This is a genomic window from Lysinibacillus sp. BNK-21, assembly GCF_048684915.1.
In the GTDB taxonomy this organism is placed as follows: Bacteria; Bacillota; Bacilli; order Bacillales_A; family Planococcaceae; genus Lysinibacillus; species Lysinibacillus capsici.
In genome coordinates this window covers 1,898,423-1,910,903 of record NZ_JBLQTS010000001.1, presented here as the reverse complement: position 1 = coordinate 1,910,903, position 12,481 = coordinate 1,898,423, and the positions used below count along the sequence as shown (strand labels likewise).

Genomic DNA, 12,481 nt, shown 5'->3' with positions numbered 1-12,481 from the left:
CAAATAATACCCTTTTTTGTAGGGAGGATTATATGAAGCAAAATAAAGGTAATCGGAATAATGAGGGATTGGAATCCGTGAGTCAAGCAGCTAAGTTGGCTGTCATTGCGGGGGCGATTACAACACTTGGAGACGCTCTAGCGACCATTGCGGCTGGTCTTGCTCTAGAGGATGAGTTGAAGGAAATTGAAAGTAATAGCAATGATATTGACAAACTACAAAAGCAAATTGACGATTTAAATTATGAAATGAAACAATTAAAAAGGATGTTACGGTAATACCGTCTGTACACAAAAACGACAATACCACATGGATATTGTCGTTTTTTAGGCTATTTAGCAGCCCAAAGTTCAATCTCTATTTTGATATCTGGTAGCCCCAATGCAGATACATAAGCAATAGTCATAGAGGGATAGGAATGACCAAACATTACTTCCCATTGCTGATAGAAATGATGCCAATCAATCTCCTCTGTCGCCCATATATTCACCTTTACCACATGAGATGCATCCAATCCCTCAGTTGCTAAAAGCGCTTCAATATTTCTAAATGTATTGGTGGTTTGTTCAATTAAATCTGCAGGAAGTTGATCATCTTGATCAACCCCAATTTGTCCAGAGAATGCATACATTGTTGCATCTTTCGGAATGATTGTGATGTGGCTATACTTCCCAACAGGGCTAGGTACCTGCATTGGATTTTTACGTACTATGTTTGTTTTCATATTCTTTTCTCCTTTAGGATTGTTTTTTTTCTAAAAAAGGGCAGACTTATCCCATGTTCGTTGATTTTAGAAAAAAACAGCTGTGGAGAACCCTATACCCATGCTTAAAAAACGAATAGCTCTTTTTTTCATGTGAATTCTCCTCCTTGGCCCTAAAGTTATGTTCACTTTACCATTTCTATCCTAGACAATCAATGAAATACCCAAACTCTTTTGCATTTCATCGATTATTTCTCAGGCAATTAACTATTCAACCATAGCAATCACAACATATATATAGTAGTGTAAAGCTAAATTAGCCTTACACCTCCGAAATTGTTACTAGGGTCACTCCATCCCAAGTGTCCCTTTGCATAAAAGAACTAGGTACCCCTCTTTGGCGGTACCTGTTTTTTTTGTTATTTGGGGTCGAGTCGCACTTATGTTGGCTAAGTTTTGTCCACCTGCATTACAGCTAGTTTTAATTCATCTGCAAGTAATGCTGAGATGTAGAATTCTTATACGGAAATATACCATAGCCAATACAAGAACTATAAACTTAAATATAATTACACAGCACACTTCCCTAATGCGATCCTTTTGCTTTAAGCTCAAATACTAGAGATTCTTTGTCTAAGCATTGTTTATACAACAAATATAGAAAATGAATGCAGTATGCAACAAAAATGTTAAGCTTAGTAATTATGAGCCGAGTCATGTTTACATAATTAAGAGATAAAAATATGAATCCCTCCTGTAATAACACTTAATGCCGCTATTGAGATATGGATTGTTCGCAAGCTTCGATTTTTTCTATAGTTGAATAAATTCATTCCTATAATAGCAGTAATTGATAAAAGAATAATTGCAATTAAGCCAATAATTCCTTCATTCTCCAATTCACCCTCATTAAAGTACATGATTATCCCATGACCAATACCTAACAACAATGCCATTGTGCCAAAAAGAGTATGATATCTACCTATTAACTTTGCTACGTATAAATATAGCCCTTTAGATTGTGGGAAAGTACGAGTTACAGACTTCAAGAAAGTTCTAATAGGAAAAATCATACCCGCTGCACCAATTCCTATGAATGTACACCAACCAATTAATTCACCAAGGTCCTCATAACGCCCTTCTTCGTGTTGTTGTCTACCGTTACCCTCATCATACTCATCTTTTCCTTCAAAAATATCATCTGCATAAATGGGATTTACATCATACAAAAAAAACATAACTACCAATACTATCCCAAACATTTTTAAATATCGCATAGGAGATCTCCTTCCATATTGAGGTTCAACATTAGTCTAAGCAACCAATATGAAAAAAATCTGAAAAACGGTACTAGAAAAAATTACGATATTTAATTTAAATTTCTTTTTTGGCTTAGAATAAGTAGAAGATTGGTTGCACAAAAAATTCAGGTGGATTTCATAATGTTGTTATAAATTAGTTATATTGAATATAAAAAAGGTAGGAGGAGCTTCGTTGAAAATACTGATAGCAGAAGATGATAATCGATTAAGAAAAAACATTGTTCACATCATTCAAAAAGAATTTCATCAGGTGGATGCTGTAGATAATGGTCAGCATGCATTAGAATACATACTGTTTCATACATACGATCTAGTCATTTTAGATTGGATGATGCCAGAAATAAGCGGTATTGATGTGTGCAAAGAAGCTAGAAGAAATGGTTATGAAGGTGGCATTTTAATACTAACAGCAAAGGATGATTGCAATGACATCATCTGCGGATTAGATGCAGGTGCTGACGATTATGTTGTTAAACCATTTAAAATGGAAGAACTCTTAGCTAGAATACGTGCCATTTTAAGAAGAAAAAATAAATCCATTCATCAAATCATTCAAATTGATGATTTAAAGTTATATTTGGATTCCAGAACACTTTTTAAAGATAATCAAGAAATACTATTAACTAAAAACGAATTTTTATTGTTAGAGTACCTTTTTATCAACAAAGGCATCATTCTTACTAGAGAACAAATTTACACACAAGTATGGGGCTTTGATCATGAAATGACAAACAACAACCTTGATGCGTTAGTAAAATTAGTTCGTAAAAAAATCGATCATAATCGTCCAAAATCCATTATTGAAAACATTAGAGGAATAGGATACAGAGTGAGGTAGCATGTTTAAGAAAACTCGTAAAAAACTAACTTTATTTAACTCCATTTATTTTATAGGCTTTTTCTTTGCTTTTCTTATTATTCTATATTTTTCATTAGTTCAACTAATGGATTATCAACAAATAGAAGAACTAGAAACTTATTATAAAGAACAATATCATGACTTTTTTGAGCACAAAAATGATAATGAAGGGAAATTAGAATTTAACCCAAATGGTATGTATTTTTACTATATTTATACAAAAGACCAGATACTAGTCCACGGTGACGAAAACTATCAAGGTTTATTTAAAGACCTAGAAAAAATCATTCGAACGGAAGATCCTTCTAAACGTTTTGTAAAAAATATTAAGTGGCGCGATAAACATCTTTTAATTTTATCGAAACCCATTCAGCCGAACGATGAATTTCTTGGATATATTGTTATAGGCAAATCGACCACATCACAATATCATTTTTTTCAAAAAATGATCTTACTGTTTATTGTTTTAATTATAATTTTTACAATAATAATTGGATTCTTAAGTTACTACATGGCAGGAAAAGCCATGATTCCCATTCAACATGCACTTGAAAAACAGAAAAGCTTTGTTTCAGATGCTTCTCATGAGTTAAGAACACCGCTAAGTGTATTTTATAGTTCACTCGATATTTTAGAAACTGATGAAGCTAATAATATGAGTGATTTCGGTAAAGAATTGATTGAAGATTTAAAGCATGAAGCAGAGTTAATGAAAGAGCTATTAGATAAACTATTATTTTTAGCCCGACATGACAAAAATCGTATTCATTCAACTAAAGAAAAAATCTCCTTAACAGAGTTGCTACTAACGATTAGTAGGAAGTTTAAAAGAGCGTTACCGAAATCAATCGTTTTCGAAACAGAAATCCAACCTAATGTTGAATTTATTGGAAATTCAAATAATATAACTGAATTAATTTATATATTATTAGATAATGCCGCTCAGTACACACAAAGAGGATCAATCTATCTAAAGCTTTTACAAACTGATAAAATGATATATATCTACATTGAAGATACAGGCATTGGGATTTCTAAGGAAGACCTCCCTTTTATTTTTGATAGATTTTTCCGGAGTGATGCTGTGAGAAACAGAAACGGAACAGGACTAGGACTTGCTATAGCTGATTCTATTGTTCAAGATCACGGAGGAACATTCACAGTTCAAAGCGAATTGGAAAAAGGTACAACATTTTGTATTCAATTTCCTCTTTATACTAAAAAATAGGCTCTTCATCTTTACATGATGGATAAACCATAGAATGGCATTCCATGTATCAGTAGTGCCATTCAACTAGTTTATTTTTTTGAGCTACTTTGGCAGTCTAGCTAACATGGAGAAACTGCCTTTCATCCATTCATGCACCGCTTACTTGCTAACCCCTTGCTTTTGATCTTTCTTCTTAAATCCATCACTCATCAACCTTACAAGTAGTGCGGTAATTATAACCATTACTGTACTGCTATAAAATAAAACTACCAACATTTGATTAGAGTCAGTACCAATGAATAGCCCATGAATAAGTGATAATATCCAAGCAGGTAAAACAAGAAAATGCATCTTCTTCCAAAGTGAAAAGTTCATTTTATTTATCCATATATCTGATGTTAAAAGAACTATTAAAAATAAATAAAAAGCTATGGTTCCTAGCCCAGACAACAATGCCTGATAGTTAGCGCTAAAAGGTAATACGATTTCAGAAATAGTATAGGGTTCGTATTGATCAATCATTAGTAAAAGTAAATGTACAATAACAGTTATAAATCCCATCCATCCACTCATTTGATGTAATTGAAAGTATAAGTTTTTATTGGACTTGAGAGTAGAAGATTTCCTTAGTAAACCAAAAAAAATTGACATACTGAAGTAAAAATAACTTAAAAGCCCTAATAATCGAATCCATTCCCAAGTACTAAATAACATCTAATTTTTCTCCTCCTTTCAGCCAATATATACTTCCATCATCTTTTGCTATTAAGCACGCACAAGGCATCTGTAGTTTGTCAAACCATACTTGTAATTCTTGTTCATTTAATAAAAAAGCCAGTTTTGTTGCCACTTCTGCTTGACATAATGAGTTTGTTATTATCGTTGTTTGAAGGATAGGGCTAATGATTACCTCTCCGGTTCTTCCATCTAATAAGTGATGCTTTTCTTTCCCCTGCTGTTTCCAACTTCTGAATATACGATTCGATGTGGCAATTGCTCCGTTTTGAATTCTAATTGAACTGATCTCTTTGTGTATATGAAATGGATGAGCAATCCCAATGGTCCATGTCTTTTTGCCTGACGACCACATTTTCATATCTCCACCACCATCTACAATTCCAAACTCTGGAGAAACCTGTCTAAGCCAATCAGCTATTTTTTCAACTACGTATCCTTTGGCAAATCCACCTAAATCAATTAATTGATTATCCGTTTTTAAAACTTCATTGTGATCCAAAAAAAGAAATGGCTTATTTGTTTTTTTTTCTATTTGTATTGGCTTATACGTTGATTCTTGAAAAGGAAAGGATCGATCATACCCATGTTGTTCTAAATGTAATTTTAAATACGGAGAAAATATATTATTAGTTAATGTATAATAGTTGTCTGCTGCTTTTAAACAATCATATAATGCAGGAGAAATTCTACCTATTTCTCCTACCTTTAGTTGATTAATTTGATTTAACTCATTATTTGGCTCAAATCTCGACCACTCTCTTGCAACGTGTTGCAACCATTTCACCACTTTGTCTTTCCAATCCATTTTTTGCGTTCCAGCAATTTCAATATAAAAGTTTGTATTCATCGTGTTTAATGAAAGGGTATCCAAGCAACTTCAACTCCACTTCAAACTAAGTTTAGGATCGTTTGGTAGTTCGATCGGTACGAATTTTATTTTGTTGTAGTTGATTCACTCCAACAATTTCAAAATTTGTCCAATCTAATTGAACAAGTTCCTTTTCTCGGTCTGACATTTTTTTTGATTGTTCATTTGTCAAATTTAGATCAGCTATGTTTATATCTGATGGAAAATTATTAAATTGCGTTAATAGTAAAGAAGATAATATTACTCCAGAAGTGCCTAATATCCATTTAGCTTTCTTTTGATCTTTCATTCAATCATCTCCCTTTTTTATTTTAATAACTTCAATACAACAGCGTTATTCATTTCTTGCCATTCAGCCACATAGCCCAAACCATTTGAAATTACACTAATTGGAACATATATATTATCATTCAAGTAAAATGTAACAGCTGGTATCGGTGTTTTTATCTCGTTATAGTACACTACATTTGTCCCCGCACGAAAAATTAGTTCTGTACCAGCTTTATTAATTTCTAATATTTTACTATCATCATAATTAACTACTTTTGCACCTAAAAGTTCAGCAACAATTTTACCTGGCACATATATTTCACCATCTAAAGGAATCAAGTAAAGTGACACTGTATTATTATTATTTTCTAGTTTTAATTGAATTTCTTTTGCTTCTTTTAGGGGTAACTCTCCTTTATTTACATAAGTCGATCTTGTCCAAATATTCCATGTATTACTATTTGTTTCAGGGTCTATTTGGTCATAATATTCATATTCATCCTCTTCTTTATAATAATCATAATCATCATCTTCCTCGTCATCATCATAATCATCATTGTGCTTTTTATGAACATCACCCTCGTATTTTTTATAATCTTCTTCATCATCCGCATTTGCTATTTTGGCATCAACAAATGGCCAAATTAAACTAATAATTAGCAGTATTTTGATAATCCTCATTTTTTCAGCTCCTTTATGATATTTCCATCTTAATTAAGCTAAATGAAAAAATACTGAAAAAACAAAATCATTCATTACAAATTTAACAAATGTATAGACTGCCATTTTTGTTTCGATAGAGGTAGTTAATTTTCTATGAGAACTTAAATAGCATTCTTGATTGAAATCAAAAAAAATTGCCTTCTGCAAATATAGAAGGCAACTTCAGTATTTTACTAGGCTTTTAGGATTCTCCCCCATAATACCTAATACATTTAATTAAAATAAATAGATCGAATTGCAATTTGTACCCATGAAATGTTGTCACTAAAGAAATTACTAATATTATCTAAAGATTTTATGCTCATAAAGATAGTCATAGGAAAGGTCAACAAACAAATATTCATGCTCGTTGATGGCAATGGAGAATGTTCTTGTAATTTCTCCTGTTTCAATATCCCGATACAATTCAGAGATTTCCCCACTTTGATCGTTGCGCATTTTGATAATCGTTTGAAGGAAATAAGGGCGCCAGCTCCAATTTTTATTGATGGCACGTGGCTGTAGCTCCCAATTCCCATCAATTCGCATAACGTTAGGCGTTAACTGGAACCCATCCTCATTACAAATATAGAGACGGAAGGAGTAGTTATCCAATAATTCAGCTAAGTACTCTAAATGGGAGACATTGTCGCTTGTTGGTTTCACACGGTGAACAATCGCCTCTAATTCCTCCCTTAATTTTTTCAACTGCAAATATTGCGCCTCCAGCATTTTCTTTTCGGAAGTAATAAATTGCTGGCATTCTTTTTTAAAACGTTCCTTTAATATATCCTTATCGACAAAAGTCATAGCTGGATTTGCTAGATATGGCCCTTGATAAAATCTACCGCCATTTTTCCAAGCAAATTGTAGCTGATAAACCGTTTCAATATCTTCAAATAATAGATTTGCTCCAATTTTATAAGCTAGGCTACCAATGGCAGAAATCATGTCCGATTGAGCGGACCAAGAATCGTAATTTAAATCACGTGTATTGACCTTTAAGATATGTGGTGCCAATAGCGCAATATGCTCTAAATGACTTTCGGCTCCTACTTCCTGAACGGCAATTTTTACCCCAAACGTCGTAAAATAGCGTAGGGCGTGATGTAATTTGTTAATATCTCCTATAAAACGATGCTCTGATACGACAAGTACGATACGCTGTAAATCTTTTTCCTCTATATATTGTTGGATAATATTAAAATGACTTTCACCAAAATCTTGCATCAATAAATTTGGATTGCTTGGGATATAAATATCAATTTCTGGTGCAATTTCATCAATTTTGGCTAATGCCGCATGTAAAATTTTATGTTCCATATCAATTCGATATTCTTCTGGAATATCTTCATTGTTGACAAAATCCTTTAAATTAATTTGCTGACCTTGAATTTGTAGATATCCGGAAATTTCGTAGGCAATCACCGTATGCGCATCTGCGCTAAATATCGGTTGATAATACCCATGTATTTGATCTAAATTTGTTAACACTTCAATTGCGTCCATCATCGAAACCTCCAATATGAATAACGTTTTCATTGTTATTCAAAAATAACATTACATTTATCATGACTAGCCTAAAAAATGCTCTCTGACTGTATAATAAGTTGTTTAAAGTAAAATCGCAACTTCACTTCTCATCATTAATGGAAATCCGTCCTAATTTTTAACCACCATAATTGCATTATTTCTAACGACTTTCCTACATAGTAGGTTGCTTGTTACACCATCTTGCAACGTTATGCTTTTGTCCAACCAAGGCTGTTCTGATATTTTACTCTCCCTTTAATCTATGCAACTTGACGCAATGACAGCCGTGATAATGGATGATGATTATCCTATACCAGTCAATTAATTCAGTCATTTACCCAGTATTTAAGGACAATTTTATGAAAAAAACAGTATCCCAAAAGGACAATAAGAGGCTCCTACTGGCATACTGTTTATTATTATTCAGACATAAAGAAATACCAAATCAGAGCGATTACTGCTAATGATAAAATAACTGCAATTGTCACCCGAAGCGGTGAAATAGGGGCATTACCACCAACTCGACCCGTTTGTCCATTCACCATAAAGCGGTAAATCTTCTCCTTATAGCGGAAAGAAGATAACCAAATCGGTAACATTAAATATTTGTATGTAATATCATCATGGTTTGTGGAAAAGCGTAGATTGGATACTACATCCGCCCTATTTTCCCAACGGATTTTGGATGTAATCTGCGCATGGAGGTGATCATGGATTTCACTTTTTGCTTGGCTCCAGCCATCCTGCAAACCAACACTGTAACGCTCTGATAAAAATCCAGCTACATATTGAGGTTTATAGGCCTTATTATTAAGAAGATTAAATGGTTCAATTTTTCGCATCATATCTCGATCATAGCGTGTTGTGGCACTCACTAAATGATCGTCTATAAATTCCTGATAAAACCCACTTGTTGAATACCAATCCGTTTCAGTATGCGTTTTACCATCTTTATCCGTAACCGTTCGATGTCGTCCATATCTTGCGGAGTATCTGGAGCTTGTTTTTGAATCAAACGTCCAATACGGGAGGTATACCCCTTTAAAGGCATCAGGCTTTGCACTTATTTTGGCAGCCTTTGGTGTAAACCATCGACCTTTGATCCATTTCTGAAAATGTTCTCCTGCCTGCTTATCCGTTACTTCAAAAGCACATACGCCATTGGGAGCAAGCGTATTTTCAGCGCTCGCTTCCATGACCTGATTTGAGCCGCAGTAAGGACAACTGTCAGCGACCTGCAGAGCATCATAAATTGTCTCGGCCGCGCAAGCTTTACAAATAACTGTTTTCTTCTCCACGCCCCAATTGAAATTCCCACGTTCCTCTGCTTTTAAGAAGTCCATTTCCTGTGCAACCTTTTCCTCTTCTTGCTCAGGGGTTGCAATTTCAGATTCAAATCCACAATACGGACAGGTCAGCTTACCTGTAGCAGGATTAAACTCAATTGATGCACTACAGGATGGACATTCCGCATCAAAGTCAAGGTTTACTTGTTTGACATGTTCAACTTCTTGCGTTGACATAGGTCATCATCTCCTTACTTGACATCCTTTTCATCAAAAACATCGCCGCATTCTGGACAGAATTTAGGCGGATTGGCAGGGTCCTCTGGTGCCCACCCACATTTATCGCATGCATAGAGTAAAGCACCAGCTGGTTTTTTAGAGCCACACTCGCTACAAAACTTTCCTTTATTCACCGCTCCACATGTACATGTCCAGCCCTCTTCCGCTGGTTTTGCTGCGCCACAATTTGAACAGAATTTCCCTGTGTTGTCATGACCACATGCACATGTCCATGTACCAGATGCTTTGGCTGATTGATTTTGCATCGCAGCCTGAGCCATTTGCGCTTGCTTATTTTGCTCATTCATTTGATAAAGCTGACCAGCATTGACTCCACCTGCTTGTGCAGCCATATTCATCCCCATAAAGCCTGCCATAGCGCCACCATCATTGTTAGCAGCTGCAATCATCGCTTCTGCCTGAGCGCCTGTTAAATGGGCAGCAGCCATACCTGGATCACGCATAACCGCATTGCGTTGTAGTTGTTTTATCATGGCTTCGTCTTCCTCAGAAGCCTTTAGGGTACTAATCCCAAATGACACTACAGCTAAACCACGTGTAGCAAGCCACTTTTCTGATAATACCTTATTGAGTGCGTCTGCTAACGCAACCGTATGCGCAGGTATTTCACTATAACGAACGCCACTTGCTGAAATTTGTGCAAAGGCTGGCTGTAACGCTGTCATTAATTCTGATTTTAACTGGCTATCAATGGCCTCTCGCGTATATTCACGCTCTACATTTCCACATACATTTGTATAGAATAATAACGGATCAATGATTCTATAAGAATACTCACCATGACAACGAATGGCAATGTCGATATCTAATCCGATATTACGATCAATAACACGGAATGGAATTGGTGCGGGAGTACCATATTTATTGCCAACAATCTCCTTTTTATTAAAATAATAAACTCGCTGATCTTTAGCAGGTTCTCCACCAAATGTAAAACGCTTGCCTATCTGTTTAAATGTTTCCATAATGCCATGAGATAAATCTGAGCCATACATAATCGAAGGCTCTGTAGATGTATCATAGACATATTCCCCAGCTTCTGAAGAAAACTCTACAACCTTCCCCTGTTCAACAATCATCATACATTGCCCTTCATTGATGGCAATAATCGAGCCATTGCTAATAATGTTGTCATTTCCTTTATTTGAACCTCGTTTAGAAGTGCGTTTAATACCCTTAGTTACTAGAACATCTGAGGATAATGCCTCACAATAAAAATATTCACGCCATTGATCCTCTAAAACACCTGTTAATGCCCCAACGCCTGCTTTCAATAAACCCATAAATATTCCCACCTTCACATTGATGTTTAGCTTATTTTAACATCTCTTCATACTATGTAATACGCAAAATCAGACAAATTGTTTCATTTTCTTCCTATCAACTAAAAAAACGAGAAGCGCCAATGATATAAATCATCAAAACGTTCTCGTTACTTTTTCTGTATTAGGATAAGGCAGCAATTATAACAAGCACCCACGCAACAATAAATAACATGCCACCAATTGGCGTAATCGCACCTAGCTTTTTCACACCTGTCACGGCTAGCACATATAGACTACCAGAGAAGAATACAATCCCTGTAAACATCAAGTAGCCTGCCCAAGAAAGTAGACTTGAGCTTCCTAAAAATGCATCATTGGATAGAATGCCAAGGGCTAGAATCCCTAAAGCATGATACATCTGATATTGCACAGCCGTTTCCCAAACGGCTGCATAATGCGGTGAGGCAAACTTATCCTTGAGTGCATGTGCACCAAAAGCACCTAAAACAACACCAAGAGCTGCCAAAATAGCGCCTAAAGCTATAAACATTTCCATCTATTGTTCTCCTATTTTGCCTCGACGGCAATTTCTTTATATTTGGCATCCCAAGCTGGGTCAATCTTACTTAATGATACCGGTCGCAATGTATCCTTATGCGCAAGAATATGTACGGATTGAGCTGTGGCTGCTACCGTGCCATCCTCATGTAAAATTTCATAGCCATACGTCGTTCGTAAACGATCATGCTTTTCTACCCAAGTGCGCACCGTCGCCACTTGTCCATAATGCATGGCTGCTTTATACGAAATCGATAAATCCATCACTGGCGATACATAGCCATCTTTTTCTAAGGCAGCATACTCAAAGCCTGCATCACTTACAAGCTGGGTACGCCCAATTTCCATCCAAATAATATAGTTCGCATGGTACACCACGCCCATTTGGTCGGTCTCTGCGTACCGTATTTCAATCTGTTTCTCACTCACAAACATTTTCTTCACCTCGTCCTACATTATAGCGCAAAAGTGCTGATTTGGTGGGGTTTTTGCTCTACTGATTAGAAAAAGTTAATAAATTGTAATTTAAAAAAATTTGAAATTAGATTCAGAAAAATATTTGGTGAAAAATGTTTTTTCTGTTTTTACCCGTTTTACCCCACTTAATTGGGGTACAAAAATATAAAAATAAAAGATCCTGGTCAGGTACTGGAAATCAAAAATGTAATTTTTTAACAATGGAATTCGAAGCAAAAAAAGGTTTTAGTTTATAAGTTTTCGATAAATATGATTGAGAAAAACCACTCATCACTTTATTAGAACTGCCCCGTAAAAGTTAAACAACAATCTAACTTTACGGGGCAGTTCACACACAGAGTTGTCTTTTATTCATTTATTATTTTATTGACTATCCAAAAATTATAAAAA

General features: G+C 35.2%; 14 protein-coding genes. 3 read left to right on the top strand and 11 right to left on the bottom strand.

Features of this window, described 5'->3' with window-relative positions; all coding sequences use genetic code 11:
- The first annotated feature begins 32 nt into the window (after positions 1-32).
- Positions 33-278: a hypothetical protein gene (locus ACMGGO_RS09650; protein ID WP_115673264.1), complete on the top strand. Its 246-nt coding sequence runs from the start codon at positions 33-35 to the stop codon at positions 276-278.
- A gap of 53 nt (positions 279-331) precedes the next feature.
- Here ACMGGO_RS09650 and ACMGGO_RS09645 read toward each other — a convergent pair whose 3' ends face one another.
- A complete protein-coding gene (locus ACMGGO_RS09645; RefSeq protein WP_036076405.1) occupies positions 332-724 on the bottom strand; it encodes a RidA family protein in 393 nt (130 codons plus the stop codon).
- Between the two features lie 707 nt (positions 725-1,431).
- Positions 1,432-1,980 carry a hypothetical protein gene (locus ACMGGO_RS09640; RefSeq protein ID WP_374805954.1) on the bottom strand — a complete coding sequence of 183 codons (549 nt, stop codon included), beginning with the start codon at positions 1,978-1,980 and terminating at the stop codon, positions 1,432-1,434.
- Positions 1,981-2,197: 217 nt separating this feature from the next.
- On the opposite strand from ACMGGO_RS09640, the gene ACMGGO_RS09635 reads away from it, so the two are divergent.
- Together ACMGGO_RS09635 and ACMGGO_RS09630 are read left to right on the top strand one after the other, a co-directional pair.
- Positions 2,198-2,863, top strand: a complete 666-nt coding sequence (locus ACMGGO_RS09635) for a response regulator transcription factor (RefSeq protein ID WP_036076407.1) — start codon at positions 2,198-2,200, stop codon at positions 2,861-2,863.
- 106 nt (positions 2,864-2,969) lie between these two features.
- Entirely contained in the window at positions 2,970-4,112 is a 1,143-nt protein-coding gene (locus ACMGGO_RS09630; protein ID WP_374805953.1) for a sensor histidine kinase, read from the top strand.
- Positions 4,113-4,253: 141 nt separating this feature from the next.
- Here the strand turns inward: ACMGGO_RS09630 and ACMGGO_RS09625 are convergent, their stop codons facing one another.
- From ACMGGO_RS09625 to ACMGGO_RS09585, 9 genes are all read right to left on the bottom strand, one after another.
- Positions 4,254-4,808 carry a ferric reductase-like transmembrane domain-containing protein gene (locus ACMGGO_RS09625; protein ID WP_054550290.1) on the bottom strand — a complete coding sequence of 185 codons (555 nt, stop codon included), beginning with the start codon at positions 4,806-4,808 and terminating at the stop codon, positions 4,254-4,256.
- The gene (locus ACMGGO_RS09620; protein WP_374805952.1) at positions 4,798-5,703 is read right to left on the bottom strand and encodes an FAD:protein FMN transferase; all 906 of its coding nucleotides are present in this window, start codon (positions 5,701-5,703) and stop codon (positions 4,798-4,800) included. Before ACMGGO_RS09620 ends, ACMGGO_RS09625 begins: the two co-directional genes overlap by 11 nt.
- Positions 5,704-5,731: 28 nt before the next feature.
- The gene (locus ACMGGO_RS09615) at positions 5,732-5,989 is read right to left on the bottom strand and encodes a hypothetical protein (RefSeq protein ID WP_279495204.1); all 258 of its coding nucleotides are present in this window, start codon (positions 5,987-5,989) and stop codon (positions 5,732-5,734) included.
- A gap of 17 nt (positions 5,990-6,006) precedes the next feature.
- A complete protein-coding gene (locus tag ACMGGO_RS09610; protein ID WP_420281831.1) occupies positions 6,007-6,651 on the bottom strand; it encodes a copper amine oxidase N-terminal domain-containing protein in 645 nt (214 codons plus the stop codon).
- A 324-nt stretch (positions 6,652-6,975) separates the two neighbouring features.
- Entirely contained in the window at positions 6,976-8,181 is a 1,206-nt protein-coding gene (locus tag ACMGGO_RS09605) for an EAL-associated domain-containing protein (RefSeq protein ID WP_036076413.1), read from the bottom strand.
- A gap of 443 nt (positions 8,182-8,624) precedes the next feature.
- Positions 8,625-9,728 (bottom strand): hypothetical protein, encoded by a 1,104-nt coding sequence (locus tag ACMGGO_RS09600; protein WP_288584977.1) that lies wholly within the window; start codon positions 9,726-9,728, stop codon positions 8,625-8,627.
- A 14-nt stretch (positions 9,729-9,742) separates the two neighbouring features.
- The gene (locus ACMGGO_RS09595; protein ID WP_048392584.1) at positions 9,743-11,074 is read right to left on the bottom strand and encodes an SPFH domain-containing protein; all 1,332 of its coding nucleotides are present in this window, start codon (positions 11,072-11,074) and stop codon (positions 9,743-9,745) included.
- A 163-nt stretch (positions 11,075-11,237) separates the two neighbouring features.
- Complete coding sequence (locus tag ACMGGO_RS09590; RefSeq protein ID WP_066037288.1) at positions 11,238-11,612, bottom strand: DUF423 domain-containing protein; 375 nt, start codon at positions 11,610-11,612, stop codon at positions 11,238-11,240.
- An 11-nt stretch (positions 11,613-11,623) separates the two neighbouring features.
- Positions 11,624-12,049 carry an acyl-CoA thioesterase gene (locus ACMGGO_RS09585; RefSeq protein WP_004225136.1) on the bottom strand — a complete coding sequence of 142 codons (426 nt, stop codon included), beginning with the start codon at positions 12,047-12,049 and terminating at the stop codon, positions 11,624-11,626.
- Positions 12,050-12,481 lie beyond the last annotated feature (432 nt).

Excerpts from the sequence above, each read along its gene's own strand:
- ACMGGO_RS09650 (WP_115673264.1), top strand. The coding sequence starts at position 33 with ATGAAGCAAAATAAAGGTAATCGGAATAATGAGGGATTGGAATCCGTG.
- ACMGGO_RS09645 (WP_036076405.1), bottom strand. The coding sequence starts at position 724 with ATGAAAACAAACATAGTACGTAAAAATCCAATGCAGGTACCTAGCCCT.
- ACMGGO_RS09640 (WP_374805954.1), bottom strand. The coding sequence starts at position 1,980 with ATGCGATATTTAAAAATGTTTGGGATAGTATTGGTAGTTATGTTTTTT.
- ACMGGO_RS09630 (WP_374805953.1), top strand. The coding sequence starts at position 2,970 with ATGGATTATCAACAAATAGAAGAACTAGAAACTTATTATAAAGAACAA.
- ACMGGO_RS09625 (WP_054550290.1), bottom strand. The coding sequence starts at position 4,808 with ATGTTATTTAGTACTTGGGAATGGATTCGATTATTAGGGCTTTTAAGT.
- ACMGGO_RS09615 (WP_279495204.1), bottom strand. The coding sequence starts at position 5,989 with ATGAAAGATCAAAAGAAAGCTAAATGGATATTAGGCACTTCTGGAGTA.
- ACMGGO_RS09610 (WP_420281831.1), bottom strand. The coding sequence starts at position 6,651 with ATGAGGATTATCAAAATACTGCTAATTATTAGTTTAATTTGGCCATTT.
- ACMGGO_RS09605 (WP_036076413.1), bottom strand. The coding sequence starts at position 8,181 with ATGGACGCAATTGAAGTGTTAACAAATTTAGATCAAATACATGGGTAT.
- ACMGGO_RS09600 (WP_288584977.1), bottom strand. The coding sequence starts at position 9,728 with ATGTCAACGCAAGAAGTTGAACATGTCAAACAAGTAAACCTTGACTTT.
- ACMGGO_RS09595 (WP_048392584.1), bottom strand. The coding sequence starts at position 11,074 with ATGGGTTTATTGAAAGCAGGCGTTGGGGCATTAACAGGTGTTTTAGAG.
- ACMGGO_RS09590 (WP_066037288.1), bottom strand. The coding sequence starts at position 11,612 with ATGGAAATGTTTATAGCTTTAGGCGCTATTTTGGCAGCTCTTGGTGTT.
- ACMGGO_RS09585 (WP_004225136.1), bottom strand. The coding sequence starts at position 12,049 with ATGTTTGTGAGTGAGAAACAGATTGAAATACGGTACGCAGAGACCGAC.